We start from the raw sequence: 26,633 nt of genomic DNA on the forward strand, positions 1-26,633 counted from the left end.
GCTCAGCGTTTACGGCACAGGCTCAGGCCATCGCCGAGCGGTAGCAGGGACAGGTCGATGCGCGGGTCATCACGCAGCGCCAAGTTGAGCGCCTGAATCGCTCGGGTGTCAGCGCCCTCGGGGCTCTGTTCAAGCACCCGGCCACTCCACAAGGTGTTGTCGAACAGAATCAGCCCACCCTGACGTACCAGACGCAGGGCGTGCTCCAAATAAGCCGGATAGTTGGCTTTGTCGGCGTCGATAAACAGCAGATCAATACGCCCTGTCAGCCCTTCAGCTGCAAGCGCTTCCAGGGTTTGCAGCGCCGGCGCTAGCCGCAGCTCAATACGCTCAGCGAGGCCCGCCTCAGCCCAGTAACGTTTGGCCGTGGCGTTGTAGCCGCCGGGAATGTCGCAACAAATCAAGTGGCCATCGCTCGGCATGGCCTGGGCCATACAGATAGCGCTGTAACCGGTGAAGGTGCCGACTTCGACAATCCGCCGCGCGCCGATCAGCTGTACCAACAAGGCCATGAACTGGCCCTGCTCGGGGGCGATTTGCCAGCGTGAATGAGTCAGCAGAGCGGTTTCTTCGCGCAGACGCTTGAGCAGTGGCGTCTCGCGCAGCGATACATCCAGCAGGTACTGATAGAGATCAGCATCGAGATTAAGCGTTTGAGTGGTCATAAAAGCCCCTCTACAAATACCCAGGGCTGGGCCTCAGGGGTTACCCGCCAGCTCCGGGGTGAACACACGCTTGGCATTCAAGTAAGTACGCTGCCAATACGTATTGCTCAGGCTGTCCAGGCGCACAGTGCCGCCGCTGGAGGGCGCATGCACGAAGCGGCCATTGCCGACATAAATACCCGCATGGCTGACCTGGCTGCCGCCACTGGTGGCAAAAAACACCAGATCACCGCTTTGCAGCGCATCGCGCCCAATGCCTGGGGCGCGCATGCTGATCAGCTCACGGGTAGTGCGCGGCAGCTTGATGCCTGCGGCATCACGGTAAACAAAGCCGATCAAGCCGCTGCAGTCGAAGCCGCCTTCGGGGGTATTACCGCCATAGCGATAGGGCGTGCCTACCAAGCCCAGCGCACGAAATAGCACATCATCAGCATTGCCGTTAAAGCTGCTGATGGGCTGATAAACAGTGGGTTGCGGGGTTGGCGCGGGCGCTTGACTCGCGCAGGCGCTAAGCAGCGCGGCCAACACAATCAAGCTGATACGGGAGAATGCGGTCATGGACAAGGCGATCCTGAGCCGGGATGCGCCCTACTCTGCCGGCTTGCACATGCGAGTGCAAGCTTTAGCTTTGCTTGGCAGGTTGTTGAAATCTATCGAGATACGTCAGAGAGGATAACGGGCTACAGCGACCTTAACGTTACGGCCGCTGCACGCCGCACTCAAGGGTTACGTACGAGCGACTCGGTTGGCGCCAGCGCCAAGGCCCGCTTGGCCTCGATAAAGGTGCGCTTCCAGTAGCGATCATCCAGGCTATCGACCCGCACACCGCCGCTGCGACTGCTGGAAGAATGGATGAATTGATCATCACCCATGTAGATGCCGGCATGGCTGACGCGACCACGGCCGTTGGTGCTAAAGAACAGCAGATCGCCCGGCTTAAGGTCATCACGCTCCACCAATGGTGCGTCGATATTGATCATATCGCGGGTCGAGCGCGGCAACTTCAGGCCGGCCTCTTCTTTAAACAGGTAACCGATAAAACCGCTGCAATCGAAGCCGGAACTTACCGAGCCGCCACCAAAGCGATAGCGCGTACCTACCAGTGACAGACCGTGGGACAGAATGCCGTCAGCCAGTTGCGGGAGTTTGTATGCCTTTTCTTCGGTGAAATCGCCAAGGGCGGCTTCTTTGGCTTGCTCATCAAACTCGGCAAGGTCTGTCGAGGAGAACACTGAAGATTGAGTGGTCAGCTCCGGTTGCGGAGCATGGTTGGCGCAGGCGGCCAGGACCAGGGAGAGTGCAATAGGCACGAGGGGTGCGAGGCGTTGGAGCATGGGCACGACCGTGTCGGTGGATTTCATAAGAGCGCGACTATGCCCTCTATGACATGCATTTGCAAATTCTATGGCTCTAAATGTGACTCAGTAGTTCTGGCAAAACATCTAAAGCGCGCCCTTGCAAATGGACATCCACCCTATTGCTCAGGTCGCTGCGCTGCGGATTGATATCGGCGGTGAATCCCCCTGCTTGCCGGGTGCGCAGCAACGGCTCGACGATGTAGGGAAAGCTGGCGCTGGTGCCGACGCTGATAACGACATCAAAGCCCTTGCCTAACTCGGCATACAGCGAAGCGATGGCCTGCTCCGGCAGCATTTCTCCAAATAGCACCACGGGCGGGCGCAGTATGCCGGCGCATTGCCGGCATTTGGGTGGCAGCGGCCGCTGCAAATGCGCGGCCAGTTCGGCATCCACAGCGCCACAAGACTGGCAATATAAGGGTGCCAGCTCGCCATGAATCTCGATTACCCGCTCCATCGGGCTGCCTGCCGCACGGTGATAGCCATCAATGTTCTGCGTTAGCAGCCAGCAATGCGGTTTTCTGCGCTGCAGTTCAGCAATCGCGTAATGCCCAGCATTAGCCTGAGCGCCCAGGCAGGCCTTGCCCAGCTCCGCCAGGTACTTCCAGCACAGCGCCGGGTCGCGTTGCAGCATCGGCCCCGAGAGCGCCGTTTCAATCGGCAAGCCCTCAGCAGTCTGGCCGTTATACAGCCCACCCACCCCTCGGTAAGTCGGCAACCCGGAGTCGGCCGACAAGCCAGCGCCGGTAATCAGCAAGATCCGCTCGGCCTGCTTGAGTTGCTCGGCGACGCGCTTGATGGCTTGTTCCATTAGAAGCTCCAACTTCAATGATTGACGGTATAAGCCAGCATCATCGACAGCTGACATAAGGGGCGCCCGCTCTGCTCATGCCACTCATTAAACGCCGCCTGAACCGCTGCGCGCTCTTTCAAGCTGGTCGGCAGCTTATCGACGATCTTCTGTGCCTTTAATGCCGCGACCAAATCATCGCTGGGCACAAAGGTATCTTTGCCGACCATGCGCAGAAAGCGCGGCGCCGACAACCCGCCAAGCTGACTGCCGTGCTTGGCCAAGTACTTCCACAGCCCGACGATATCGCTGACCGGCCAATCGGCGATCAATGCGCCGAAACTGCCCTTTTCCTGGCGCACATCAAGAATAAACTGGGCATTGCGCGGCACGCTTTTGAGCTTGCCCAAGTGCCGGATGATGCGCGCATCCTGCATCAGGTTTTCCAGGCGCTCAGCGCCCATCAGCACCACTTTCTCCGGGTCGAAACCGAAGAACACCTGTTCAAACGCCGGCCACTTGGCATCCACCAGGCTGTGCTTGAGGCCGGCACGGAAGACCCGCAGGCTCAGCGTCGACAGGTAGCGGTCATCACTGATCGCGCGTAACTGGGCCGCGCTGCGCGGTTGCGGCAGCATCGATTCCAACGCCGCCACCGAGCCAAAGCGGTTCAAACAGTATTCATGCAGCCATTTGTAATCGCGCATCGGGCAGTCCTTAAGCCGGGAAACCGCTAAATCAGAGGTTCATCACATCGAGAAAACGCGGCGTCGCGCTGTCGTCGATTTTCAGGCTCTTGAAGTCGAACAGGTTACGGTCGGCTAATTGCGAGGGCACCACGTTCTGCAGGGCACGGAACATGATCTCGGTGCGCCCCGGCGACTTACGCTCCCAGTCCTGCAGCATTTCTTTAACCACCTGACGCTGCAGGTTTTCCTGGGAGCCACAGAGGTTGCACGGAATGATTGGGAATTCCTTGAGCTGGCTGTAAGCCTCGATATCCGCCTCATTACAGTAAGCCAGCGGACGAATCACCACGTTACGGCCATCATCGGCGCGCAACTTGGGCGGCATGGCCTTGAGGGTGCCGCCGTAGAACATATTGAGGAAGAAGGTTTCCAGGATGTCGTCGCGGTGATGACCCAGGGCCATCTTGGTCGCACCGATCTCATCGGCAAAGGTGTACAGCGTGCCGCGACGCAGGCGCGAGCACAGCGAGCAAGTGGTCTTGCCTTCCGGGATCTTCTCTTTGACCACCGAATAGGTGTCCTTCTCGACGATGTGGTACGGCACACCGATGGACTCCAGATAGGCCGGCAGCACGTGCTCGGGAAAGCCTGGCTGCTTCTGGTCCATGTTCACCGCGACGATCTCGAACTTGATCGGGGCGACTTTCTGCAGGTGCAACAGCACGTCGAGCATGGTGTAGCTGTCTTTGCCGCCGGACAGGCAGACCATGACCTTGTCGCCATCTTCGATCATGTTGAAGTCGGCGACGGCTTCGCCCGCCTGGCGACGCAAGCGTTTTTGCAGTTTGTTCTGATTGACCGAGAGGGTACCCATGGTGCGCTGAAATCCGGAAGCCGTTGAGAATGCGGCATTTTACGCAGAAAGCGTGACGCACCCTACCCCACAGTTGTTGAAATGCTAGGCTCGACCGATGAACGACGACTTCAACCCGAACCTCGACCTATCCGAACATGTGCTCCAGTTGCTTGATGCCGCGCCCGCGGGCCTTGGCGAATACCAATTGATCCAGCAGTTGAAAGCCCGCCACTGCACGCACATCCCCAACCTGCCACTGACTGACCACCTGGTGCTGTTTCGTACCCATTTTCTGCTGTTCAACGCGCTCTATCGCCTGCGCGAACGGCTGTGGGCGACGCAACGCGGCCACCTGCAGATCAGCGTGCTGAACATCCAGCTGCTGCCCTATCAACCGGGCAGTGCGCAGCTGAGCGAGCATGACCCACTGCGCGATTACTACCTCGACATGAGCCAACTCCGCGACACCGACGAGCAGGATGTAGCCAAGCTGCTGCGCAGCTTCTGGTCACGCATGCAGGGTGGTGAGGAGCAACAGGCCGCGCTGGAACTCTTTGAACTTAGCGACAGTGCGCAAACACTCACGCCTGCCAGCATCAAACAGCGCTACCGGCAACTGGTCAGCCTGCACCACCCGGATCGCGGCGGCAGTACAGAGCGCTTGCAGTCAATCAATAAGGCTATGGAAATCCTCGAACGTTATTACGGCCGCGGCTGAGAGTCCGATTTGCTCTAACGCCCCGCCTTTCCAGCCGTAATGGCTGCCTATACTGCGACATACGGTCGCATAGGTTCGGCATCGCACCTGATGACGCTGTCCATGCCAATCAGGCGCTGCGCTGGGGGCGACCGCTATAAAAACAGGAGGTCTGGCATGATCCATCACGTTTGGGGACTATTCACCCACCCTGACCAGGAATGGCAGGAAATCCGTGGCGAAGAAGAAACCATCAGCCACATGTATCTCACCCACGTACTGATTCTCGCGGCAGTTCCTGCGATCTCGGCCTACATCGGCACAACCCAGGTAGGCTGGGCCATTGGTGATCGAGCGCCGGTGATGCTGACAGAAGCCAGCGCACTGCAAATGACCTTCATGACCTACCTGGCAATGCTGGCTGGTGTTGCAGTAATGGGCGCATTCATCCATTGGATGGCGCGCACCTACGATGCCAGCCCGAACCTAACGCAATGCGTGGTATTTGCTGCCTACACCGCCACTCCGCTGTTTATCGGTGGGCTCGCAGCACTCTACCCGCACCTCTGGCTGGCCATGGTGGTGGGCACAGCAGCCATCTGCTACACGGTGTACCTGCTGTATGTCGGTATCCCGCGGTTTATGGGCATCCCCGAGGATGAAGGCTTTATGTTCTCCAGCTCGGTGCTCGCAGTAGGTTTGGTGGTGCTGGTGGCGATGATTGCCAGTTCGGTGATTCTCTGGGGCTTTGGGGTCGGCCCGGTGTACACCAGCTAGCGCTTACTTGATGACACGTAACGAAACCACCTGCGGGTGGTTTCGTCGTTTCAGGGCTGCGTACATCAAAGGCCTTGGGCATAATCGCCGGCCCAGCCTCGATCATCATCTATATGCCTGAGCAACTCCTAAGCCGCGTAGAGCATTGCTACCAGCAAGCTGAAGCGTTCTTCAAGCAACCCTTTGCCCGCGCCGAGGTGAGTTTCAAGCTGCGTGGCCAAAAGGCAGGCGTGGCGCACCTGACGGAAAATAAACTGCGCTTCAACCCGCAGTTGTACCGGGAAAATCGCGAAGACTTTCTCAAGCAGACCGTGCCCCATGAAGTCGCGCACCTGATTGCCCATCAGCTGTTTGGCCTGAAAATCCAGCCCCACGGCGAGGAGTGGCAGCTGATCATGCGCGGTGTATATGAGCTGGCGCCCAACCGCTGCCATACCTACGCCGTGCAACGGCGTGCGGTGAGTCGCTACATCTACCGCTGCAGCTGCCCGCAAGGGGAATTCCCGTTTTCGGCCCAGCGCCACACGCTGGTCAAAAAAGGCCGGCGCTACTTCTGCCGGCGCTGCAAGGTGACCTTGAGTTTTACCGGTGAGCAGCGCATCGAATAGCCCGCCAAGGGCTCACAGCACGTAACGCAACACCGCGACGAAGTGCATCAAGCTGCCGCCCATAACGAACAGGTGCCAGATGCCATGCCAATGACGGAAACGGCTGTCGTAGACGAAGAAGATAATGCCCACGGTGTAAAACACACCGCCGCCGGCCAGCCAGATAAACCCAGCCATCCCTAACGCAGCGATCAGCGGTTTGACCGCCACCAGCACAATCCAGCCCATTACGGCGTAGATCACAATCGACAGCACGCGCGCCTCGGAGCGCGGTTTGATCTCCTGCAACATGCCAATAACGGCCAGCGTCCAGACGACGCCAAACAGCGTCCAGCCCCCACGCCCCTTCAAGCGTCACTAGGCAAAATGGCGTATAGCTACCGGCAATCAGCAGGTAGATCGACAGGTGGTCGAGCTTACGCATCACCACCTTCGCCCGCCCCTGCACGCTGTGGTAGAGCGTGGAAATACTGTAAAGCAGCACCAGCGTCAGGCCATAGATGGCCACACTGACAATCTTGCGTACGTCGCCATCCAGGCTTGCCATCAACAGCAACCACACGGCGCCCACGCTGGCCAGTAGCGTTCCGACCAGATGGGTCCAGGCGTTGAAGCGTTCACCGTGATACATGCTGTTTCCCTGCATGGCCTATTGGCGCGAACCACGCTTATGCCGGAAAACTCAGCATTTGACGAGCAGCCTGTGCATCAGGTGCTACGCATAAAGTACGCGACTGCTCATTCAAACGGAGCTCAGGCCACCACTTTTGCCGCCTTGAGCTGGGTAATCTGCTCGACGCTATAACCCAGTTCGACCAGTACTTCTTCGGTGTGCGCCCCCAACGCCGCACCGATATGCCGAGGTGCAGGCAGACCGCTAGAGAACTTGATCGGGCAGGCGATCTGCGCCTGTGGCGCACTGCCGGCACGCGGCACCTCGGTGATCAGATCGCGCGCTTTGATCTGCGGGTGCTCAACGGCCTCACTGAGGTTGAGCATCGGCTCCACGCAGGCATCCAATTCAGCGAATACCTGGCCCCACTCGACGAAATCGCGCTTCTCAAATTCGATTTCGATCTCGCGTTTAAGCGCTTGCTGATCCTCCGGTTTAAGTGAAAGACCGCGCGCTGCCAACTCAGGGCGACCAATCGCGGCGCAGAATTGCTGCATAAACTGCGGTTCCAGGCTACCAACCGAGAACCAACGACCATCTCGGGTGCGGTAATAGTCGTAGAAACTGCCGCCATTCAGTGGCTGGTTTTCCATTGCCGGCTCAACCCCAGCCGCCAGATACCCTGCCCCGGCCATGCCGTGCAGGCTGAAGGCGCAGTCGGTCATGCTGATGTCCACCTGCTGGCCCTGCCCCGTGGCCTGACGCTGGATAACCGCTGCTAGTAGGCCGATCACCCCGTGCAACGAGCCGCCGGCAATATCCGCCGCCTGAATACCCAGCGGCAGCGGCCCGGTGTCGCGGCGCCCGGTGTAACTGGCGATACCGGCCAAAGCCAGGTAATTGATGTCATGCCCGGCGCGATCTTTATAGGGCCCGGTCTGACCGTAACCGGTGATCGACACGTAAATCAGCTTCGGATTAATCGCCTTGAGTGCCTCGTAGCCGACGCCGAGCTTGTCCATCACGCCTGGACGGAACTGCTCCAGCACGATGTCGTACTCGGCCACCAGTTGCTTGACCATTTCCACCGCTTCAGGCTTTTTCAGGTCCAGGGCGATGCAGCGCTTGTTGCGGTTGAGGTAGGCATGGCTGGCCGACACGCCGCCGTCATGCGGCGGCAGCACACGCACCAGGTCCATGCGCGAAGGCGACTCAACCCGCAGCACCTCGGCGCCCATATCGGCTAACAATAAAGAGGCGAAAGGCCCCGGCAACAGGGTGGAGAAATCCAGCACTTTTAGGGACGACAGCGGGCCTTGCATAACAGCTCCTCAGGGAACTAAATCCCGTAGCCCGGATGTAATCCGGGGACTATCAACACACTCCCGGATGCATCCGGGCTACGCAAACAAACCTATGACTGCCAATGCAGCGGTTGCTTGGCATCCAGCGCCGCCAGTTGATCGGCAAAGCGCGCCTCCAGCACGTTACGGCGAATCTTCATGGTTGGGGTCATGCAGCCGTTGTCCACGGTCCAGGCTTCGCTCACCAACACGAAATGGCTGATCCGTTCATGCGGCTGCAGCTGCGCGTTGAGCTGCTCTAGTGTCTGCAGCAGCTGCGCCGCCACCTGCTCACGCGCATGCTCGCGGGCCGCTGGCGACAGCTCGATCAACGCCAGTGGATGGTCCAGGTTGCTGCCCATCAGGCACACCTGCTCAACCCAGAGATTTTTGGCAATTTCACCCTCAATCGGCGCCGGGGCGATGTACTTGCCCTTGCTGGTCTTGAAGATGTCCTTCACCCGCCCGGTGATTTTCAGGTAACCGGCCGCATCAATCTCGCCCTTGTCACCGGTGTGCAGCCAGCCATCGGTAATGGTTTCAGCGGTTTTCTCCGGCTCCTCGTAGTAGCCCAACATTAGGCAAGGGCAACGCAGCAGGATTTCGCCATTCTCGGCAAGGCGCAGCTCATTACCCGGCATTGGCCGCCCCACCGTGCCGAAACGCACCTGCCCAGGCCGGTTGAAACAGCCGTACGCGAAGTGCTCGGTCATGCCATAGCCCTCGCAGATGGTCATACCGATACGCTGGTACCAATCCAGCAAGGCTGGCGGAATCGCTGCCGCGCCACTGACCAGAATCCGTGCGCGATCCAGCCCTAAGCCCTTGCGTATTTTGCGCGCGACCAAGCCGCCAATCAGCGGAATACCCAGCAAACGCGCCAGTTTGGGCTGCGGCAGTTTCTCCAGCACGCCCTGTTGAAAGCGCGTCCACAGGCGCGGCACGGAGAAGAACACAGTCGGGCGCACATGGCGTAAATCGCTGGCAAAGGTCTCCAGCGACTCAACAAAAGCCACCCGCCCACCGCTGTATAAGGCGTTCATTTCCACCAGAAAACGCTCGGCGGCATGCGATAGCGGCAGGTATGAGAAGAACTGATCCTGCTCGGTGATTTGCAACTCCTGCACCGAATGGCTACCGGCATAGGCGAACGCTTTGGCCGAGAGCATCACCCCCTTGGGCCGCCCTGTGGTGCCGGACGTATAGAGGATGCTTAGCAAGGCATCGGGCGCCTGCTGATGCGTTACGGCCAACGGCTGGTGCGCCGCCAGCAAAGCATGCCAGCCGTGACGGGCCTCGATGGTCGGATACGGCATGGCAATCCGCATCACTTCAGCGGGAATACCGGGCGCCAACTTGGCCGGCTCATCCAGCTTGCCGAGGAAGATCGCCTTGCACTGCGAATGACGCAGCACATACGCGATGCTCTCGGCTGACTGCAGGGGATACAACGGCACGCTGATTAGCCCAGCCATCATGATCGCCAGATCGGCAATCACCCATTCGGCGCAGTTCTTCGCCAGCAGCGCCACTCGGTCACCCGGCGCACAGCCCAGTGCATGCAGCGCCGTGGCCATGCGCCGCGCCTGCTCATCCACCTGCGCCCAAGTGAAATCATGCCATTGCCCATCTACCGGCTGGCTAAGCCAGACCGCATCGGGGCGTTTCTCAACCCAGAGCGCCAGGCGCTCCAGAGGCAGTTGTTCGTCCATGTGCAGACCTCTTATTGTTAGTGTCTGTCGCGCCTCGATTTAGCCATTAGCCCTCTTTTAAAGCTTCATCCCGCGGCTGATGATCTCTTTCATGATTTCCGAGGTGCCGGCAAAAATGCGCTGAATACGCGCATTCGCGTACATCTTGCAGATTGGGTACTCCCACATATAACCCCAGCCGCCGTGCAGTTGCACCCCCTCATCGACCACCTTGCCCAGTAGCTCAGTAGTGAACAGCTTGGCCTCGGCAGCGACTTCCGGGGTGAGCTTTTTCTCGTTGTGATCCATCACGCAGCGATCAACAAACACTTGGGCCACGTCGATTTGCGTGCGCATTTCCGCCAGCTTGAAGCGGGTGTTCTGGAAGTGCGAAATCGGCCGATCGAAGGCCTTACGCTCTTTCACGTAATCGATGGTCACTTGCAGCGCCGCCTCGGCACCGGCCACCGCGCCACAGGCATTGGTCAGGCGCTCCTGAGCGAGCATGTTCATTAAATAGAAGAAGCCACCCTTGGCATCCCCCAGCAGGTTGGCTTTGGGCACCTTGACGTTATTGAAAAACAGCTCGGCGGTGTCCTGGCTCTTCATGCCGAGTTTTTCCAGCTTCTTGCCGCGTTCGAAACCCTCCATGCCGCGCTCAACCAGGAACAAGCCCATGGCATGTTTGTTAGCCGGGTTGGTCTTGGCTGCAACGATCACCACATCGGCCAACAAGCCGTTGGAGATAAACACCTTGGAGCCGTTGAGCAGGTAGTGATCGTCCTGCTCCACCGCACTGGTGCGCATGCCGGCCAGGTCGGAGCCGGCGCTCGGCTCGGTCATCGCCACCGCAAGAATCAGCTCACCACTGATAATCCCCGGCATAAACCGCGCCTTCTGCTCAGCGGTGCCGTATTCAGCGATATAAGGGCCGCACAGCGCCGAGTGCAGCGGCAACATAAAGCCGGCTTCGTTAACCTTGGCCAACTCCTCGCACATAATCTGCTCGTAGCGAAAATCCCTGAGGCCCGCACCGCCGTATTCCTCATCCGCCCAGGGCAGCAGAAAACCCATGTCGCCGGCCCTCTTCCACACCTCACGGCTGACCATGCCATCGGCCTCCCATTGGTCCTGATGGGGCACCACTTCCTTCTTCAGAAAAGCGGCAAAGGCGTCGCGAAACATGCTGTGTTCGGTCTCGAAAATGTTGCGCTGCATGGGGATGGCTCCTAGAGCTGAAGTCGTGCTGCAGGTTAGGCCTGCGCAGCCACCAGCCTCAATGACCCATGCGCTCAGCCTGGGTTGACCCATTCGCTCGGTGCTTGTTCTATGCCCGTCAAGCTGCTTACCATCGGCGCACTTTCAAGGAGCCGTCATGCGCGAACGCACCATCGCCAGCCACTTTGTCCGCGCCGCCTTACGCGGTGCCGAGGCTAAGGGCCAAGATTGCACGCCACTGCTGCGACAGCTGGGGATTCAACCCGCCTTGCTCGATGAGCCACGTGCCCGTATCGCCCCCGAGCAATTCGCCCGTTTGGTGCAGTTGTTGTGGGAAAGCCTCGACGACGAATACCTCGGTTTTGGCCGCCTGCGCAGTAAGCGCGGCACGTTCGCCATGATGTGTTACGCGATCATCCATTGCCGCTCGCTGGAAAAAGCCCTGAGCCGGGGCGCGCTGTTCTACAGCCTGTTCCCCGAAGCACCGATCATCAGCATTCAGCGTGAAGGTGATTGGGCACGACTGAGCGTGGACGGCTCGAGCCTGCTTGACCCCGACCACTTTCTGGTTGAATGCCTGCTGGTGATCTGGCATCGCCTCGGCAGCTGGCTAATCGGCCAGCGCATTCGTTTGGAAGAAGCCACTTTCACCTACACCCAGCCCGCCCACGCCGCCGAGTACGAATTGCTGTTCCCCTGCAACCGGCGTTTTTCCGCAGGGCGTACCAGCCTGCTGTTCCACGCCCGCTATCTGGCCATGCCGCTGCTACAAGACGAGCGCACCCTCAAGCAATTCCTCCAGCATTCTCCGGCCGATCTGCTGGCGCGCCCGGATGGCGGCGACAGCCTGATCAGCCAAATCCGCCGCCTGCTTGGTCGCGACTGCAGCAACTGGCCAGACCTCGACGCCGTGGCGCAACAGCTGCACATGAGCCCACAAACCCTGCGCCGGCATTTGCGTGAAGAAGGCTCGAGCTTTCAGGAGTTAAAAGACCATTTGCGCCGGGATTTGGCGATTTACCACCTAGGCCGCGATGACCTGGCGATTCAAGATATTGCCGAGCAGCTGGGCTTCTCCGAGCCGTCGGCTTTTCACCGTGCCTTTAAAAAATGGACGGGGCTGACGCCGGGGGCGTATCGGGCCCAGGAAGCCTAAACAGAAGAATACTTACTGCAGCGCTGATGGCGGGCGTACTTGGCCGCCTATGCTCTACTAAATAGACATACACAGAGGGTGCAGATCATGGACATACGCTGCTTGAAAGGATCATTACCCCTGAGCTTGTGCCTGCTATTCAGCGCATTCGTATGCTCGGCCCACGCCAGTCCACCTGCGCAATTCCCAAGCGCGCAGGCCAGTGATCCGGCAGAACTGGGCTGGATGGTTGGCTCGCCGCCACCGCCTGAGCGCATTCTGCGTTTCGATGACGGCAGTTATTTTCGCTTCCCGCAGATGCGCTGGAGTGTCTCCAACTTTCGCCAACTCATGCCCACCGTCAATGTGTCGCATGGGCTTAGCGAGCCTTCGCCGCTAAAGCGCAACCTGCTGGACGCCATCGACGCCGTTTTATTCATGCCGCTTGGTGCTGATGTGCCCATGAACTGGCAGCAATCGCTATTGGCCAACTACACCGACGGCATTGTCGTGCTGCATCGCGGCGCAATCGTCTACGAACGCTATTTCGGTGTTCTCAAAGCGCAAGGTCAGCATGGCGCCATGTCAGTTACCAAGACCTTTATGGGCACCCTGGCCGCGCTGCTGGTTGCCGAAGGCACGCTGGAGCCTGAACGCAAGGTGACCTACTACGTACCCGAGCTGGCTGCATCAGCCTTCGGTAACGCCACGGTTCGCCAGTTGATGGATATGACCACCGGCATTCGCTTCAGCGAAGACTACGCCGACCCCAATGCCGAGGTCTGGGCGCATGCAGCCGCCGGCAATCCGCTGCCTAAGCCAGCGGACTACCAGGGGCCACGTACTTATTATGAGTTTCTGGCAACGGTTCAGCCGCAGGGTAAGCATGGCGAGGCCTTCCACTACCGCACCGCCAACACCGACGCCCTAGGCTGGGTGCTGGCGCGCGCGAGTGGCCGCAACGTGGCAAAACTGCTGTCGGAGCGTATCTGGAGCAAACTCGGCGCAGAGCAGGATGCCTACATGTCCGTGGACTCCATCGGCACACCGTTTGCCGGTGGCGGGCTGAACAGCGGCCTGCGTGACCTGGCACGCTTTGGTGAAATGGTGCGCAACAACGGCCGTTACAACGACCAGCAAATCTTGCCGGTTGAGGTCGTGACAGACATCCGCAACGGTGCAAGCCGTGAAGATTTCGCCAAGGCCGGCTACTCGCTGTTGCCCGGCTGGAGCTATCGCAATATGTGGTGGGTCACCCACAACGCCCATGGCGCCTTCATGGCGCGCGGGGTGCATGGCCAAGCGCTGTACATTGACACGACTGCCGAGATGGTGATTGCCCGCTTCGCCAGCCACCCAATCGCGGCAAACGCCGCCAACGACCCCACCTCATTACCGGCTTACGAGGCCGTCGCAAAATACCTGATGGTGCAGCAAAAGCCCTGAGTCACCCAAGTCGTAAATCGGCGTGCGATGAACTTGTTGCATATGCAGCGTTCAAGACTTAAGGGCGATGAGATAGTGAGCAGCCGAGCTAAACAAATGGCCTCGGCGCCTCACTCCAGTGATGCACAGTAGCGGGTGAACGCGAATGACCTATCTAAAACAGGCTGCAGCAGTGTTTTTTGCTGCACTCCTTGGGAGTGGAAACGCAATGGCCGTTGAGGAAGCGAAATACTCAGTTGTGCTTAAAGAAGACAGCTTTGAGTTGCGTAACTATGAGCCCCATGTTGTTGCAGAAACCCGGGTAGACGGGGATTTTGATCAGGCTGGCAGCAAAGCGTTTAGCCGGCTGTTTGATTACATTTCGGGCAACAACACCTCCAGCCAGAAAATTGCGATGACCGCACCGGTCGCTCAAGAGGCTGACGGTGAGAAAATCGCGATGACTTCACCCGTTGGCCAACAGCAAATCGATGGCAGTTGGGCCGTAAGCTTTATGATGCCTGCGACCCTCTCACTGGCCACGCTGCCGGCGCCTAAAGACCCACAGGTGACATTGCGCCAAGTCCCCGCGCGACAGATGGCGGCGGTGCGCTACTCGGGGTTCTGGAGTGAACGTGCCTACACGCGCAACAAAGCAGAGCTCGACGCGTGGATTAGCAAAAACGGCTGGCGTGTTGTCGGCGAACCAGTATGGGCCCGCTACAACCCACCCTTTATGCCGTGGTTTTTACGCCGCAATGAAGTCTTAGTGCCCATTGCAATGCCAGCGGATGGCCACAACTGAGTGTTTGCTCAGTCAATCGATGGCCTGCCGCCGCATACACAAGCATTTGTGTGAACCCGCAACTCAAGCCTTAGAGCTTACGCACACTGATTCCGGCCGAGACAAACAGCGCGGCCAGCACCGCTAGCATCGGCAGCCAGCCGGCATGTTCCCAGATATAACCCGCGCCGTAGCCAATCACGCTGGAGCCCAGGTAATAAGCGCACAAGTACAACGCCGAGGCCTGCGCCTTGGCGCCGTTCGCACGCTGCCCTACCTGCCCGCTGGCCACCGCATGGGCGGCAAAAAAGCCCAGGGTAAACAGCGCCAGGCCGGCCACTGCTGCACTTAGCCAGGGCGTGGCACAGAGCGCCACACCTAACAGCATGATGCCGATACCACCAAGCATCACCTGCCGCGCGCCAAGACGCGGCACCAGTCGCCCCGCCCAGCCAGCGCTAAAAATGCCCACTAGATAAACCGTGAAGAGCAAACCAATCAGGCTCGATGACAGGTTGAATGGCGCCGCCGCTAGCCGGAAACCGACGTAGTTGAACAAGGCAACAAAGCCGCCCATCAATAAAAACGCCAACAGAAACAGCCGACGCAGCTCAGCATTACCCAAGTGCGCGGCAAAGTTACCCAGCAGGCCGCGAAGCGACAGCGTCTGCTTCTGAAAATGCCGGGACGGCGGCAGCAGCCAGATAAACAGCACCAGGGCCAATAGGCCCATGCCGGCAATACCGGCTAATGCCAGTGGCCAACCGCCCAGATCACTCAATAGACCGGCCAGCAAACGTCCGAGCAAACCACCCAGCGCCGTGCCGCCGATATACAGGCCCATGGCCGCGGGTAAAGCCTCGGGGTCAAACTCCTCGCCAACATAAGCCATCGCCAGCGCCGGCAATCCGCTAAGGGCCAGGCCGAGCAAGGCGCGTAGCCAAAGCAAATGATCCCAGCTATCGACCAGCGCGCAGGCGATCCCCAACAGCGAGGCGAGGCCCAGCGCCGCCACCATCACCGGCTTGCGCCCCCAGCTCTCGGCCAGCGCACCCGAAACCAGTAGGCAGACGGCCAGGCTCAGCGTCGTCAGCGATAACGCCAGGCTGCTGCCGGCCGCCGATACAGAGAAATGCTGCGCCAACAACGGCAGAAGCGGCTGCACGCAGTAGAGCAAGGCAAAGGTGGCAAAACCGGCGCAGAACAGCGCCAACGTTGCACGCCGGTAGGCGGCAGTACCGCGCATCAGATAAACAGAGGCATCGCTAGTCGTCGGCATCTAAAACTCACAAAAAAGGCTCTAAGTCGGCCGTTCTGGAAGATTAGCATGCAGCAGACATGGCCGGCTTTGCGCGCCGAGCACGACCGCTTTGCCGTGTACGAACAGCTCAAGACTTACGAAGAATAAATAACCCGTCGGTGAGACGCTTAACGGCGCACTGAGCAAGACCGTTAAGCCGCCCATTCAACCCACCCGGAAAACCAGTGCCCATAAAAAAACGGGAGCCCAAACGGGCTCCCGTACTCATTCTCAGAGAAATGCCGATACACACCTCACGCACGCACCGGCTACAACCTCACCTGCGTCTTCAAAAAACGCAGCGTGCAGTCTTGCAAAAAACACCCACTCACTGCGTTTAGCTTTGTTGTCGCTTTGCAAAGAAATGTAAACCTCGCGTGCAGCTGGCCGGCATCTCACGCACGCGGCAGAATGCGCCCATGAAGAAAGATTACTTGCCGGCTTGCTGCACACCACTGGAAGAACACTGGCCATTGCCACAGGCCGAGCCAACGTTGCGTCTGGTCAGTACCCGCTTTGCACCTGAGCACTTGCATCACGATGATTTCAGTCACTGCGCAATCGAACCAGTCAGCGGCGTTGCCAAACGCCAGACCGAATACCTGGCCGGTCGCCTGTGCGCACGCCAGGCATTGGCGCAACTCACCGGCGCAGCCAGTGTCCCGGGCACCGGTGATGACCGCGCGCCGCAATGGCCAGCAGACACCTGCGGCTCAATCACCCACGGCAACGGCTGGGCCGCTGCCGTAGTAGGTCACAGCGCCGAGTGGAGTGGCTTGGGCCTGGATATTGAACGCATCATGCCGGCCAGCCGGGCCGAACGTCTGGCCAGCGAGATTCTCACGCCAGCCGAACTGCGGCGCCTAGAACGCCTGCCAACTGAGCAGCGCGCGCAGCGCATTAGCCTGACATTTTCCCTCAAGGAGAGCCTGTTCAAGGCGCTCTACCCCCAGGTACTGCGACGCTTCTACTTTCAGGATGCGGAACTGCTCAGCGTCGGCGCAGACAATTGTCTGCGTATGCGTCTATTAATTGACCTGCACGCTGACTGGCCCGCCGGCAGCCAAGTGGATGGCCAGTTTGCGCAATTCGACGGTTATTTGCTTAGCCTGGTGAGCATCCCTCGCTAAACGCTACGCCGTAGTCCCAATGCCAGAGGCAAATCCGCTAAACTCGCCCGCTTGCCGTCTGGAGTGCCCTATGCGTGAAGATTTGAATCAAGGCCTGATCGATTTCCTCAAGGCCTCACCCACCCCTTTCCATGCCACTGCCAGCCTGGCCCTGCGCCTTGAAGCAGCAGGCTTTCAGCACCTGGACGAGCGCGCCAGCTGGCACACCGAAGCCGGTGGTCGCTACTACGTAACGCGCAACGACTCCTCGATCATTGCCTTCAAACTGGGTAAACGCTCGCCACTTGAGGGCGGTATTCGTCTGGTTGGCGCGCACACCGACAGCCCATGCCTGCGGGTAAAACCGCAGCCGGAGTTGCAGCGTCAGGGCTTTTTCCAACTCGGTGTGGAAGTCTACGGCGGTGCCTTGCTCGCGCCCTGGTTTGACCGTGACCTGTCGCTGGCCGGCCGTGTGACCTATCGCCGTGACGGCAAAGTGGAAAGCCAGCTAATTGACTTTCAATGCCCCATTGCGGTCATCCCTAACCTGGCGATCCACCTCAACCGTGAGGCCAACCAAGGCTGGGCGATCAACCCGCAGAACGAACTGCCGCCGATTCTTGCGCAACTGGCCGGTAGCGATGCCGCTGACTTCCGCGCCCTGATCACCGATCAACTGGCCCGCGAACATGACTTCAGCGCCGACGCCGTGCTCGATTACGAGCTGAGCTTCTACGACACCCAGGCGGCAGCGGTCATTGGCTTAAACAGCGACTTTATCGCCGGGGCGCGACTGGACAACCTGCTGTCCTGCTACGCCGGCCTGCAAGCATTGCTCGCGGCGCCGGATGATGAAAGCTGCCTGCTGGTGTGCACCGATCATGAGGAGGTCGGCTCCTGCTCGGCCTGCGGAGCCGATGGCCCGATGCTCGAACAGGTATTGCGCCGTGTGCTGCCTGAAGGCGATGCCTTCGTGCGGACCATCCAGCGCTCACTGCTGGTTTCGGCTGACAACGCCCACGCCGTGCACCCCAACTACGCGGATAAGCACGATCAGAACCACGGCCCTAAGCTCAATGCCGGCCCCGTGATCAAGATCAACAGCAACCAGCGCTACGCCACTACGAGCGAGACGGCCGGCTTCTTCCGCCACCTGTGCCTGGAGAATGAAGTGCCGGTGCAGAGCTTTGTCACCCGTAGCGACATGGGCTGCGGCTCGACCATCGGCCCGATCACCGCCAGCCAACTCGGCGTGCGCACCGTGGACATCGGCCTGCCGACATTCGCCATGCACTCGATCCGCGAACTGGCCGGCAGCCACGACCTGGCGCATCTGGTGAAAGTACTCACCGCGTTTTACGCCAGCGCTGAACTGCCCTGAGAACGGCTGGGGAAAAGCCCAGCCTCGTGCTCTATTCCGGCACCTCGACGCTCACATGCAGGGCGTCGTGGCGCCAGAACTCCAGGTCGCAGTCAATCAAGCGGCCATGCTGATCGCGGTTGACCCGCACGATACGCAGCGCAGGGCTGCCCACCGCTACTTTCAATGCTGACGCAGCTTCGCTGTGCAAGGCCGTGGGCACCATATCGAAACGCACTCGCCCGTAATGAATGCCGTATTCGCTGGCGTACAACTCGGTCAGTGAACGGGTCAGGTCGAAATCCAGAATGCCGGCAAAGTAATTCGGGTTGAGGTAGTGCTCGACGTACAGCACCAACCGACCATCGATACGTCGCGCACGGCGGATCTGATACACGCTAGAAAGCGCCGGCAACACCAGTAGCTGGCAGATCTCGGCGCTGGCGGGAATCAGCCGCGCACTCAACACCTCAGTGGCCGGCACCCGGCCCTGCTCACCTACCATCGCGTGAAAGTGGCTGCGCACCAGCGGGTTATAGGCCACGCGCGGTGGCGAAACAAACCAGCCGCGGCGCTCCTCACGGTAAATCAGCCCCTGGGCCTCTAGCTGCCCAAGCGCCTCACGCAAGGTGATGCGTGTGGTGTCGAACACCTCGCTGAGCTTGCGCTCTGCCGGCAGCTGACTTCCAGACGGCAACAAACCGTGTTCGATCTGCTCCTCCAATGCCCGGCATATAGCAGTCACTGCCCGCGGCGCTTCATCGCGCATCAAGACCTCCGAATTTGGACTAGTCCAGCCCCAATAGAGGGCAAAAACCTGTTCATGCCGCTGTAAATATCATGTTTCAAGTTTAAGCACTCTAGATGACCGAAACATGACACGCGGTTGGTCAACCCAGCCAATGCGCGCAAACCCTAGCCTGCAAGCCGCGTACTAGGGGTTTTAATCATGGTCTACGCTAGTGATGCGCCCGTTTAGGCAGCGCGGTTATAACCGGAAAATGATCAACGTACATAAAACTGTCATTTAACCCGCCTAAATTGGCCTGGGTATTGCTGATCTAGACCAGCACCGCTTACTGCACACACCGCAATCGCAAAGGAGTTTCCAATGAAACAACTGCTGATGGCTTCACTAATGGGTTCGGCTATTGCTCTGGCAACCTCTGCCATGGCTGCTGACATGGATATGCAGGCACTGGAAAAAGCTGCACGCGCAGAGGGCGCAGTGAACAGTGTCGGCATGCCGGACACCTGGGCCAACTGGAAGGACACCTGGGTTGACCTGGAGAAAATGTACGGCCTCAAGCACATGGACACTGACATGAGCTCGGCCCAGGAAATTGCCAAATTCGCCGCTGAAAAAGACAACGCCACCGCCGACATCGGCGACGTCGGTGCGGCCTTCGGCCCCATCGCCGTGCAGCAAGGTGTTACCCAAGCCTACAAGCCGAGCACCTGGGAACAGATTCCGACCTGGGCCAAAGACACCGATGGCCATTGGATGCTCGCCTACACCGGCTCCATCGCGTTTATCGTCAACAAGCAGCTGGTCAAAGATATTCCGCGCTCCTGGGCTGACCTGAAAACCGGCACCTACAAAGTCTCCGCCGGTGATGTCAGCACCGCTGCACAAGCGGTTAACGGTGTACTGGCTGCCGCCATCGCCATGGGCGGTAATGAAAGCAATGTCAAACCAGCGCTGGAGTTCTACGGTGAGCTGGCCAAACAGGGCCGTCTGTCGCTGGCCAACCCGACCATTCAGACCCTGGAGAAAGGCGAAGTGGAAGTCGGCGTGGTGTGGGACTTCAACGGTCTGTCCTATCGCGACCAGATCGATCCGGAGCGCTTCGAAGTGCTGATCCCGTCCGATGGTTCGGTTATCTCGGGCTACAGCACCATCATCAACAAGTGGGCGAAAAACCCTAACGCTGCCAAGCTGGCGCGTGAGTACATCTTGAGCGACGCGGGCCAAATCAACCTGGCCAAAGGCAACGCCCGGCCGATCCGCGCCGAACACCTGACCCTGCCCGCCGAGGTGCAAGCCAAGTTGCTGCCGCAAGAGCAGTACGCCAAGGTTCAGCCGATCAAGGATACGGCTGCCTGGGAAGCCACCTCCAAAGCCCTGCCGCGCCTGTGGCAAGAGCACGTCATCATCAATATGAACTAACGCAATCGGGCCCCGGACACACCGGGGCCGATTCGCTTACTAAGGCTTTGAATCATGTCGCACAACGTCATCCTCGTGGTTCTGGATGGCTTGAGCTATCAGGTGGCTCAGCATGCGCTGGGCATCTGCAGGCTTACTGCCAAGCGGGCCGCGCAGCACTGTACAAGCTCAACTGTGAACTCCCAGCCCTGTCACGTCCGTTGTATGAAGCGATTCTGACCGGTGTTGCGCCCATCGACAGCGGCATCGTCAATAACGATGTATCGCGCCTGTCGACCCAGCGCAGCATGTTCCACTACGCCCACGACGCAGGCCTGATTACCGCCGCCGCGGCCTATCACTGGGTCAGCGAGCTGTATAACCGTTCCCCGTTCCAGGCTGCCCGTGATCGCCACACCAGCGATACGGCGCTGCCTATCCAGTACGGCCACTTTTACTACGCCGACCATTACCCCGACTCACACCTGTTCGCTGACGCCGACAGCCTGCGTCAGCGCCACTCGCCCAACTTGCTGCTGGTGCACCCGATGAATATCGACGATGCAGGCCACAAGCATGGCCTCGACAGCGCGCAATACCGCAACAGCGCACGCATGGCCGATGTACATCTGGCCGAATACATTCAGCCCTGGCTGGATGCGGGTTATCAGATTCTGGTAACCGCCGACCATGGCATGAACAACGATCGTTCGCACAACGGCCTGCTGCCGGAAGAACGCGAAGTGCCACTGCTGGTGCTCGGCAGCGCCTTCAGCCTTGACCCCAGCGCCCAGCCTAAACAGCTGGAGATATGCGGTACGGTCTGTGAGCTGCTCGGCATCGCCCACGACAAACCTCTGTGCAGGGAGCTTTTATTGTGATGCCTGCGTTGCGCGGCAAATGGCTGGCCTTGCTCTGCCTGCTGCCCTTTGCCCTGTTCTTTATCGCCTTTCAGATCGCCCCGTTGCTCTGGGTCGCCAGCAACAGCCTGCACACCAGCGAAGGCTGGGGCCTGGGTAATTTCAGCGAAGCTTTTGCCTCGCCCTTCTACCGCCAGGCCATGCGCCACAGCCTGGAAGTGGCGTTCTGGTCGAGTTTGATCGGCATCAGCATTGCCATCCTAGGTAGTTACTCGCTGCGCCAGGTCGACAGCAAGCTGCGCGATTTCGTTATGGCCTTCACCAACATGACCAGTAATTTTGCTGGTGTGCCACTGGCGTTTGCCTTTGTCATCTTGCTTGGCTTCAACGGCGCCCTGACCATTCTGCTCAAGCAGGCAGGGATCATTGAGGACTTCAATCTCTACTCGAAAACCGGGCTGATCGTGCTTTACACCTATTTCCAGATCCCCCTCGGTGTGCTGCTGCTCTACCCAGCCTTTGATGCCTTGCGCGAAGACTGGCGCGAGTCTGCTGAATTACTCGGTGCGAGCAACTGGCAATTCTGGCGCCATATCGGCGTTCCGGTATTGACCCCAGCCCTGCTCGGCACCTTCGTGATTCTCATGGCCAACGCCCTAGGGGCTTACGCCACGGTGTATGCACTGACCACCGGTAACTTCAACATCCTGCCGATTCGTATTGCTGCCATGGTCTCTGGCGACATCTTCCTCGACCCGAATATGGCCAGTGCGTTGGCGATGATTCTGGTGGGCTTGATGACCCTGATCACCCTGGTTCACCAATGGCTGCTGCGCCGGAGCTACCATGTCTCACGCTGAAAAACGCTCACCGCTGTTTCATCAGTTGGTGGTCTACATCCTGATGCTAATTCTGCTGATGCCGCTGCTGGGCACCTTGATCTACTCGCTGTCGACCAGCTGGTCGGCGACCATTCTGCCCAGCGGGCTGACCTTCAAGTGGTACCTGGCGCTGTGGAGCGACGCGCGCTTTCTGTCGGCCTTTGGCCGTTCGTTGCTGGTGTGCTTTGCCGCACTGGCCTTGTCGTTGGTCTTGATACTGCCGCTGCTGTTCGTGGTCAGTTATCACTTCCCCAAGCTCGACGCGGTGATGAACGTGCTGATTTTGCTGCCGTTCGCCATTCCGCCAGTGGTCTCCTCGGTGGGCCTGATGCAGCTATTTGCCGGTGGCCCGCTGCCGATTCTCGGTACGCCGTGGATCCTGATTGGCTGCTACTTCACCATCGCCCTGCCCTTTATGTACCGCGCGATCAGCAACAACCTGCAGGCGATCAACCTGCGCGACCTGATGGACGCCGCCCACTTGCTGGGTGCCAGCACCTGGCGCGCGGCTTTTATGGTGGTGCTGCCCAACCTGCGCAAAGGCTTGATGGTGTCAGTGTTCCTGTCTTTTAGTTTCCTGTTCGGTGAATTCGTCTTTGCCAACCTACTGGTCGGCAGCCGCTTCGAGACCCTGCAGGTGTACCTCTACAACATGCGTAACGACAGCGGTCATTTCACCAGCGCCCTGGTGATTTCCTACTTCATGTTCGTGCTGCTGATGACCTGGGCGGCCAACCGCCTGAATAAGGACAAGTCATGAGTTATCTGAGTATTCAAGGCCTGCATAAAAGCTACGGCGCCACCTCGATTTTCAGCGATATCAATTGCGAAATTGCCAAGGGCGAATTCATCACCCTGCTTGGCCCGTCCGGCTGCGGCAAATCCACCCTGCTGCGTTGCATCGCAGGATTAACCGGCGTCAACGGCGGTCAAATACGCCTCGACGGAGAAGACCTGGTACCGACTGCTCCACAAAAACGCGGCATCGGCATGGTGTTCCAGAGCTATGCCCTGTTCCCCAACATGACCGTGAAACAGAACGTCGCCTTTGGCTTGCGCATGCAGAAGGTCAAAGGCAGTGAAGCTGAGCAACGGGTCAGGGACGTACTTGAACTGGTCGAGCTGAATGACTTTGCCAACCGCTACCCGCCGCAGCTTTCAGGTGGTCAGTGCCAACGTGTCGCCCTGGCACGCTCGCTGGTCACCCGCCCGCGCCTGCTGCTGCTCGATGAGCCGCTGTCGGCGCTGGATGCACGGATTCGCAAGCACCTGCGTGAGCAGATCCGCAACATCCAGCAGGAGCTGGGCCTGACCACCATCTTCGTCACCCATGACCAGGAAGAAGCGCTGGTCATGAGCGACCGTATCTTCCTGATGAACGGCGGCAAGATTGTCCAGAGCGGCGACGCCGAAACCCTCTACACCGCGCCGGCCGATGCCTTTGCCGCCGGTTTTATCGGCAACTACAACCTGCTCGACGCCGATGCCGCCAGCCGCCTGTTGCTGCGGCCGATCCATAGCCGCGTGGCGATTCGCCCAGAGGCTATCCAAATCGGCGCGCAGGGCAGCATCCAAGCACTGATTCGCAGCCACCGCCTACTCGGCAACGTAATCCGTTACAGCGTTGAAGCCCGCGGCGTCGAACTGCTGGTGGATGTACTCAATCGCTCCCCCGCTGACCTGCACGCCCGTGGCCAGCACATCAACCTGAACATTGAAGACAACGCTATTTGTGAGGTGGCCTGATGGCCCTGGCAATTTTCGACCTGGACGAAACCCTGATCGGCGGCGACTGCGCCAGCCTGTGGACCCAGGAAATGGTCAAACTTGGCTGGGCCGACGCAGACAGCTTTATCGCCCATGAACAAGAGCTGATGCGCCAATACGCAGCCGGCGAACTGGCCATGGAGGACTATATGGCCTTCACCCTGTCGCCACTGGTAGGGCGCACGCCGGAAGAAGTCGCCCATGTGGTTGAGCCGTTTGTTGAAGACGTGATTGAGCCGATTTTCTACAGCGACGCCACCCGCTGCCTGGCCAACCATCGCGCGGCCGGTGACCGCATTTTAGTCATCTCCGCCTCGGCGCACTTTCTGGTCAGCGCCGTTGCCGCACGCTTGAAGATCGAGGAAGTGCTGGCCATCGACCTGGAAATCCAACACGGCCACTACAGCGGCCGTACCCAGGGTGTACTGACCTACCGCGAAGGCAAGGTCAGCCGTCTGCAGGACTGGCTGCAGGATCAGGGCGAAACCCTCGTCGGCGCCTATTTTTACTCCGACTCACGCAATGATCTGCCGTTATTACAACGGGTTGATAACCCCCGCGTGGTCAACCCCGACCCCACCCTGCTGCAACACGCCGAACAAGCTGGCTGGCCGATTCTTAACTGGCGTTAGGTCAAGCCTCAACGGGCTGCATGATGCGTTCACAGGCAGCGATTAACGCCACTGCCAGCTCCCGGGCATAGGCCGGCAGCTGCTGCCTGGCATGCAACGCCACTTCCACATCGACCACCGGTGCAAAACCCTCGGCGGCGCCCAGCTCGCGGTGCCCAGCCGTAAGCAAGCGGCGTGGTAGCAAGGTAAGCCCCAGCCCGCCTTCGGCGGCGGCACTGACCCCCGACAGGTTGCTGCTGACATAGGCAATACGCCAAGGCTTACCCATGGCATCCAGTGCATGGGTCATTTCCAGGCGATACAGCCCATTGGGCGGAAATACCGCCAGCGGCGCCGGGTTACGCTCAAGCACTGGGCGTGCACGGCTGTCCATCCAGGCCAGTGGCTCGGGCCAACTGGCCAGCCCTTTAACACTGCCCATACGCTGCTTGATCAGGGCCAGATCAAGTTCGCCGGCATTGAAGGCGCTCCACACGTCATGGCTAAGCCCGTTGATAATTTCCAGGCGAATACCCGGATGGCTATCGGCGAAATCTGCCAAGCAGGAGGTCAGACTGTCGGCGGCGAAGTCGTCCGGCACGCCCAGGCGCACTTCACCTGCCTGCTGATTGCGGCCCATAGCCAGCTCCGCTTCGTCGATCAACGCGACGATACGGTTGGCGTAACCGAGCATGCGCTCGCCTTCCGTGGTCGTCACCACATAGCGCCCGCCGCGTTCGAGTAACTCTGCGCCCACCTGCTCTTCTAAGCGGCGCACCTGTTGGCTGACCGTCGACTGGGTCAGGTGCAGGCTCGCCGCTGCACGGGTAAACCCGCCCGTCTGCACCACGGTTAGAAAAGCGCGTAACAACACCGGATCAAGCATGACGACAACCTATTCACAAATCCACTGAGCAGGATTCTACTATTTAATTTCAGAATCCACGCGCATGTTCCTATAGTAGAGCCACGCCGGGAATCCAAGCCACGGCTCACTTATTTCGCTTTCCCGTCGGCCTAATGCCGACGCCCCATAGAGGCCAGTCTCGATGAGCCAATCAACTTACTACGCCCCACATGGTGGCCACCCGGATCAGAAACAACTGCTGACCGATCGCGCCATGTTCACCGAAGCCTATGCCGTGATCCCCAAAGGGGTGATGCGTGACATCGTCACCAGCCACCTGCCGTTCTGGGACAAGATGCGCATGTGGGTCATCGCCCGTCCGCTGACCGGTTTCGCCGAGACCTTCTCGCAGTACATCGTCGAAGTCGCCCCTGAAGGCGGTAGCGAGCGCCCCGAGCTGGACCCGAACGCCGAAGCGGTATTGTTCGTGGTTGAAGGCCAAATCGACATCACCCTCGAAGGCAAGCAGCACATCCTGGCACCGGGCGGCTACGCCTTCCTCGCGCCAGGCGCCGAATGGAGCCTGCGCAATAACACCAAGGCCAACGTCACCTTCCACTGGCTGCGCAAGCACTACCAGAAAGTCGAAGGGCTGCCGGCGCCAGAGTCGTTTGTCACCCACCGCGACAACGCCACCGTCATCGAGATGCCGGGCACCGACGGCGCTTGGAAGACCACCCGCTTCGTCGACATGGCCGACATGCGCCACGACATGCACGTCAACATCGTGACCTTCCAGCCCGGCGGCGTGATCCCGTTCGCCGAGACCCACGTGATGGAACACGGCCTGTACGTGCTCGAAGGCAAGGCGGTATACCGCCTGAACCAGGACTGGGTCGAGGTTGAGGCCGGCGACTTCATGTGGCTGCGCGCCTTCTGCCCGCAAGCCTGCTATTCCGGCGGCCCAGGCCCGTTCAGCTACCTGCTGTACAAGGACGTGAACCGCCATATGCCGCTGACCCTGACCCTGACCGGCCAGCCGCGCTAAGCGCTGAAATCCGGACAAAAAACGGGCCACCTTCACAGGTGGCCCGTTTTTT

Annotated in this window: 26 protein-coding genes and 2 pseudogenes; 15 read left to right on the forward strand and 13 right to left on the reverse strand. The window is 59.4% G+C overall.

Going from position 1 to position 26,633, the window contains the following annotated elements; all coding sequences use genetic code 11:
• Positions 1 to 2: 2 nt before the first annotated feature.
• The 6 genes from ACEPAJ_RS11305 to ttcA form a co-directional block, all read right to left on the reverse strand.
• Complete coding sequence (locus ACEPAJ_RS11305; protein ID WP_425914904.1) at positions 3 to 665, reverse strand: O-methyltransferase; 663 nt, start codon at positions 663 to 665, stop codon at positions 3 to 5.
• A 33-nt stretch (positions 666 to 698) separates the two neighbouring features.
• Entirely contained in the window at positions 699 to 1,223 is a 525-nt protein-coding gene (locus ACEPAJ_RS11310) for a C40 family peptidase (protein WP_322950541.1), read from the reverse strand.
• Between the two features lie 161 nt (positions 1,224 to 1,384).
• Positions 1,385 to 1,999, reverse strand: coding sequence for a C40 family peptidase (locus ACEPAJ_RS11315; protein WP_274088692.1), 615 nt, complete (start codon positions 1,997 to 1,999; stop codon positions 1,385 to 1,387).
• 76 nt (positions 2,000 to 2,075) lie between these two features.
• Entirely contained in the window at positions 2,076 to 2,834 is a 759-nt protein-coding gene (locus ACEPAJ_RS11320; protein WP_425914905.1) for an NAD-dependent deacylase, read from the reverse strand.
• Between the two features lie 14 nt (positions 2,835 to 2,848).
• Positions 2,849 to 3,520 carry a DNA-3-methyladenine glycosylase I gene (locus ACEPAJ_RS11325; protein WP_425914906.1) on the reverse strand — a complete coding sequence of 224 codons (672 nt, stop codon included), beginning with the start codon at positions 3,518 to 3,520 and terminating at the stop codon, positions 2,849 to 2,851.
• Positions 3,521 to 3,551: 31 nt separating this feature from the next.
• Positions 3,552 to 4,376 carry a tRNA 2-thiocytidine(32) synthetase TtcA gene (ttcA, locus tag ACEPAJ_RS11330; RefSeq protein WP_090253070.1) on the reverse strand — a complete coding sequence of 275 codons (825 nt, stop codon included), beginning with the start codon at positions 4,374 to 4,376 and terminating at the stop codon, positions 3,552 to 3,554.
• 97 nt (positions 4,377 to 4,473) lie between these two features.
• Between ttcA and ACEPAJ_RS11335 the strand changes: the two genes are divergently transcribed.
• The 3 genes from ACEPAJ_RS11335 (at position 4,474) to ACEPAJ_RS11345 (ending at position 6,440) form a co-directional block, all read left to right on the forward strand.
• Positions 4,474 to 5,076 (forward strand): DNA-J related domain-containing protein, encoded by a 603-nt coding sequence (locus ACEPAJ_RS11335; protein ID WP_425914907.1) that lies wholly within the window; start codon positions 4,474 to 4,476, stop codon positions 5,074 to 5,076.
• A gap of 156 nt (positions 5,077 to 5,232) precedes the next feature.
• Positions 5,233 to 5,832 (forward strand): Yip1 family protein, encoded by a 600-nt coding sequence (locus ACEPAJ_RS11340; protein WP_322950538.1) that lies wholly within the window; start codon positions 5,233 to 5,235, stop codon positions 5,830 to 5,832.
• A gap of 107 nt (positions 5,833 to 5,939) precedes the next feature.
• Entirely contained in the window at positions 5,940 to 6,440 is a 501-nt protein-coding gene (locus ACEPAJ_RS11345; RefSeq protein ID WP_425918015.1) for a SprT family zinc-dependent metalloprotease, read from the forward strand.
• Between the two features lie 12 nt (positions 6,441 to 6,452).
• Here ACEPAJ_RS11345 and trhA read toward each other — a convergent pair.
• The 4 genes and pseudogenes from trhA to ACEPAJ_RS11365 form a co-directional block, all read right to left on the reverse strand.
• Positions 6,453 to 7,071, reverse strand: a pseudogene (trhA, locus tag ACEPAJ_RS11350) (PAQR family membrane homeostasis protein TrhA).
• Between the two features lie 122 nt (positions 7,072 to 7,193).
• The gene (locus tag ACEPAJ_RS11355; protein WP_425914908.1) at positions 7,194 to 8,375 is read right to left on the reverse strand and encodes a CaiB/BaiF CoA transferase family protein; all 1,182 of its coding nucleotides are present in this window, start codon (positions 8,373 to 8,375) and stop codon (positions 7,194 to 7,196) included.
• Between the two features lie 92 nt (positions 8,376 to 8,467).
• Positions 8,468 to 10,108, reverse strand: coding sequence for an AMP-binding protein (locus tag ACEPAJ_RS11360; protein WP_425914909.1), 1,641 nt, complete (start codon positions 10,106 to 10,108; stop codon positions 8,468 to 8,470).
• Between the two features lie 57 nt (positions 10,109 to 10,165).
• Complete coding sequence (locus tag ACEPAJ_RS11365; protein ID WP_425914910.1) at positions 10,166 to 11,305, reverse strand: acyl-CoA dehydrogenase family protein; 1,140 nt, start codon at positions 11,303 to 11,305, stop codon at positions 10,166 to 10,168.
• 157 nt (positions 11,306 to 11,462) lie between these two features.
• Here ACEPAJ_RS11365 and ACEPAJ_RS11370 point away from each other — a divergent pair, with 157 nt between their 5' ends.
• From ACEPAJ_RS11370 to ACEPAJ_RS11380, 3 genes are all read left to right on the forward strand, one after another.
• Positions 11,463 to 12,461: an AraC family transcriptional regulator gene (locus tag ACEPAJ_RS11370; RefSeq protein ID WP_425914911.1), complete on the forward strand. Its 999-nt coding sequence runs from the start codon at positions 11,463 to 11,465 to the stop codon at positions 12,459 to 12,461.
• Between the two features lie 87 nt (positions 12,462 to 12,548).
• The gene (locus ACEPAJ_RS11375; RefSeq protein WP_425914912.1) at positions 12,549 to 13,886 is read left to right on the forward strand and encodes a serine hydrolase domain-containing protein; all 1,338 of its coding nucleotides are present in this window, start codon (positions 12,549 to 12,551) and stop codon (positions 13,884 to 13,886) included.
• Between the two features lie 145 nt (positions 13,887 to 14,031).
• A complete protein-coding gene (locus ACEPAJ_RS11380; RefSeq protein WP_425914913.1) occupies positions 14,032 to 14,670 on the forward strand; it encodes an SOUL family heme-binding protein in 639 nt (212 codons plus the stop codon).
• 70 nt (positions 14,671 to 14,740) lie between these two features.
• Here the strand turns inward: ACEPAJ_RS11380 and ACEPAJ_RS11385 are convergent, their stop codons facing one another.
• The gene (locus tag ACEPAJ_RS11385) at positions 14,741 to 15,928 is read right to left on the reverse strand and encodes an MFS transporter (RefSeq protein WP_425914914.1); all 1,188 of its coding nucleotides are present in this window, start codon (positions 15,926 to 15,928) and stop codon (positions 14,741 to 14,743) included.
• A 440-nt stretch (positions 15,929 to 16,368) separates the two neighbouring features.
• Here ACEPAJ_RS11385 and ACEPAJ_RS11390 point away from each other — a divergent pair, with 440 nt between their 5' ends.
• Positions 16,369 to 17,079, forward strand: coding sequence for a 4'-phosphopantetheinyl transferase family protein (locus ACEPAJ_RS11390; protein ID WP_425914915.1), 711 nt, complete (start codon positions 16,369 to 16,371; stop codon positions 17,077 to 17,079).
• 70 nt (positions 17,080 to 17,149) lie between these two features.
• Positions 17,150 to 18,439: a M18 family aminopeptidase gene (locus ACEPAJ_RS11395; RefSeq protein ID WP_425914916.1), complete on the forward strand. Its 1,290-nt coding sequence runs from the start codon at positions 17,150 to 17,152 to the stop codon at positions 18,437 to 18,439.
• A 31-nt stretch (positions 18,440 to 18,470) separates the two neighbouring features.
• Here ACEPAJ_RS11395 and ACEPAJ_RS11400 read toward each other — a convergent pair whose 3' ends face one another.
• Positions 18,471 to 19,187 carry a UTRA domain-containing protein gene (locus tag ACEPAJ_RS11400; RefSeq protein ID WP_425914917.1) on the reverse strand — a complete coding sequence of 239 codons (717 nt, stop codon included), beginning with the start codon at positions 19,185 to 19,187 and terminating at the stop codon, positions 18,471 to 18,473.
• Positions 19,188 to 19,529: 342 nt separating this feature from the next.
• On the opposite strand from ACEPAJ_RS11400, the gene ACEPAJ_RS11405 reads away from it, so the two are divergent.
• From ACEPAJ_RS11405 to ACEPAJ_RS11430, 6 genes and pseudogenes are all read left to right on the forward strand, one after another.
• Positions 19,530 to 20,588, forward strand: a complete 1,059-nt coding sequence (locus tag ACEPAJ_RS11405) for an ABC transporter substrate-binding protein (RefSeq protein ID WP_425914918.1) — start codon at positions 19,530 to 19,532, stop codon at positions 20,586 to 20,588.
• Positions 20,589 to 20,642: 54 nt separating this feature from the next.
• Positions 20,643 to 21,448: pseudogene (locus tag ACEPAJ_RS11410) on the forward strand (alkaline phosphatase family protein).
• A complete protein-coding gene (locus tag ACEPAJ_RS11415) occupies positions 21,448 to 22,287 on the forward strand; it encodes an ABC transporter permease (RefSeq protein WP_425914919.1) in 840 nt (279 codons plus the stop codon). The pseudogene ACEPAJ_RS11410 and the gene ACEPAJ_RS11415 overlap by 1 nt, the downstream one beginning before the upstream one ends.
• Complete coding sequence (locus tag ACEPAJ_RS11420; protein WP_425914920.1) at positions 22,274 to 23,068, forward strand: ABC transporter permease; 795 nt, start codon at positions 22,274 to 22,276, stop codon at positions 23,066 to 23,068. Before ACEPAJ_RS11415 ends, ACEPAJ_RS11420 begins: the two co-directional genes overlap by 14 nt.
• A complete protein-coding gene (locus ACEPAJ_RS11425) occupies positions 23,065 to 24,054 on the forward strand; it encodes an ABC transporter ATP-binding protein (protein ID WP_425914921.1) in 990 nt (329 codons plus the stop codon). Before ACEPAJ_RS11420 ends, ACEPAJ_RS11425 begins: the two co-directional genes overlap by 4 nt.
• Positions 24,054 to 24,707 carry an HAD family hydrolase gene (locus tag ACEPAJ_RS11430; protein WP_425914922.1) on the forward strand — a complete coding sequence of 218 codons (654 nt, stop codon included), beginning with the start codon at positions 24,054 to 24,056 and terminating at the stop codon, positions 24,705 to 24,707. The genes ACEPAJ_RS11425 and ACEPAJ_RS11430 overlap by 1 nt, the downstream gene beginning before the upstream one ends.
• A 1-nt stretch (position 24,708) precedes the next feature.
• On the opposite strand, the gene ACEPAJ_RS11435 is transcribed toward ACEPAJ_RS11430, so the two are convergent.
• The gene (locus tag ACEPAJ_RS11435; protein WP_425914923.1) at positions 24,709 to 25,572 is read right to left on the reverse strand and encodes a LysR family transcriptional regulator; all 864 of its coding nucleotides are present in this window, start codon (positions 25,570 to 25,572) and stop codon (positions 24,709 to 24,711) included.
• 163 nt (positions 25,573 to 25,735) lie between these two features.
• Between ACEPAJ_RS11435 and ACEPAJ_RS11440 the strand changes: the two genes are divergently transcribed.
• Entirely contained in the window at positions 25,736 to 26,581 is an 846-nt protein-coding gene (locus tag ACEPAJ_RS11440; RefSeq protein WP_425914924.1) for a bifunctional allantoicase/(S)-ureidoglycine aminohydrolase, read from the forward strand.
• Positions 26,582 to 26,633 lie beyond the last annotated feature (52 nt).

This window comes from Pseudomonas sp. GWSMS-1 (assembly GCF_049847425.1).
In the GTDB taxonomy this organism is placed as follows: Bacteria; Pseudomonadota; Gammaproteobacteria; order Pseudomonadales; family Pseudomonadaceae; genus Aquipseudomonas.

Excerpts from the sequence above, each read along its gene's own strand:
- ACEPAJ_RS11305 (WP_425914904.1), bottom strand. The coding sequence starts at position 665 with ATGACCACTCAAACGCTTAATCTCGATGCTGATCTCTATCAGTACCTG.
- ACEPAJ_RS11320 (WP_425914905.1), bottom strand. The coding sequence starts at position 2,834 with ATGGAACAAGCCATCAAGCGCGTCGCCGAGCAACTCAAGCAGGCCGAG.
- ACEPAJ_RS11415 (WP_425914919.1), top strand. The coding sequence starts at position 21,448 with ATGCCTGCGTTGCGCGGCAAATGGCTGGCCTTGCTCTGCCTGCTGCCC.
- ACEPAJ_RS11335 (WP_425914907.1), top strand. The coding sequence starts at position 4,474 with ATGAACGACGACTTCAACCCGAACCTCGACCTATCCGAACATGTGCTC.
- ACEPAJ_RS11390 (WP_425914915.1), top strand. The coding sequence starts at position 16,369 with ATGAAGAAAGATTACTTGCCGGCTTGCTGCACACCACTGGAAGAACAC.
- ACEPAJ_RS11365 (WP_425914910.1), bottom strand. The coding sequence starts at position 11,305 with ATGCAGCGCAACATTTTCGAGACCGAACACAGCATGTTTCGCGACGCC.
- ttcA (WP_090253070.1), bottom strand. The coding sequence starts at position 4,376 with ATGGGTACCCTCTCGGTCAATCAGAACAAACTGCAAAAACGCTTGCGT.
- ACEPAJ_RS11370 (WP_425914911.1), top strand. The coding sequence starts at position 11,463 with ATGCGCGAACGCACCATCGCCAGCCACTTTGTCCGCGCCGCCTTACGC.
- ACEPAJ_RS11325 (WP_425914906.1), bottom strand. The coding sequence starts at position 3,520 with ATGCGCGATTACAAATGGCTGCATGAATACTGTTTGAACCGCTTTGGC.
- ACEPAJ_RS11355 (WP_425914908.1), bottom strand. The coding sequence starts at position 8,375 with ATGCAAGGCCCGCTGTCGTCCCTAAAAGTGCTGGATTTCTCCACCCTG.
- ACEPAJ_RS11395 (WP_425914916.1), top strand. The coding sequence starts at position 17,150 with ATGCGTGAAGATTTGAATCAAGGCCTGATCGATTTCCTCAAGGCCTCA.
- ACEPAJ_RS11315 (WP_274088692.1), bottom strand. The coding sequence starts at position 1,999 with ATGCTCCAACGCCTCGCACCCCTCGTGCCTATTGCACTCTCCCTGGTC.
- ACEPAJ_RS11340 (WP_322950538.1), top strand. The coding sequence starts at position 5,233 with ATGATCCATCACGTTTGGGGACTATTCACCCACCCTGACCAGGAATGG.
- ACEPAJ_RS11400 (WP_425914917.1), bottom strand. The coding sequence starts at position 19,187 with ATGCGCGATGAAGCGCCGCGGGCAGTGACTGCTATATGCCGGGCATTG.
- ACEPAJ_RS11420 (WP_425914920.1), top strand. The coding sequence starts at position 22,274 with ATGTCTCACGCTGAAAAACGCTCACCGCTGTTTCATCAGTTGGTGGTC.
- ACEPAJ_RS11435 (WP_425914923.1), bottom strand. The coding sequence starts at position 25,572 with ATGCTTGATCCGGTGTTGTTACGCGCTTTTCTAACCGTGGTGCAGACG.
- ACEPAJ_RS11310 (WP_322950541.1), bottom strand. The coding sequence starts at position 1,223 with ATGACCGCATTCTCCCGTATCAGCTTGATTGTGTTGGCCGCGCTGCTT.
- ACEPAJ_RS11430 (WP_425914922.1), top strand. The coding sequence starts at position 24,054 with ATGGCCCTGGCAATTTTCGACCTGGACGAAACCCTGATCGGCGGCGAC.
- ACEPAJ_RS11440 (WP_425914924.1), top strand. The coding sequence starts at position 25,736 with ATGAGCCAATCAACTTACTACGCCCCACATGGTGGCCACCCGGATCAG.
- ACEPAJ_RS11425 (WP_425914921.1), top strand. The coding sequence starts at position 23,065 with ATGAGTTATCTGAGTATTCAAGGCCTGCATAAAAGCTACGGCGCCACC.
- ACEPAJ_RS11380 (WP_425914913.1), top strand. The coding sequence starts at position 14,032 with ATGACCTATCTAAAACAGGCTGCAGCAGTGTTTTTTGCTGCACTCCTT.
- ACEPAJ_RS11360 (WP_425914909.1), bottom strand. The coding sequence starts at position 10,108 with ATGGACGAACAACTGCCTCTGGAGCGCCTGGCGCTCTGGGTTGAGAAA.
- ACEPAJ_RS11375 (WP_425914912.1), top strand. The coding sequence starts at position 12,549 with ATGGACATACGCTGCTTGAAAGGATCATTACCCCTGAGCTTGTGCCTG.
- ACEPAJ_RS11405 (WP_425914918.1), top strand. The coding sequence starts at position 19,530 with ATGAAACAACTGCTGATGGCTTCACTAATGGGTTCGGCTATTGCTCTG.
- ACEPAJ_RS11385 (WP_425914914.1), bottom strand. The coding sequence starts at position 15,928 with ATGCCGACGACTAGCGATGCCTCTGTTTATCTGATGCGCGGTACTGCC.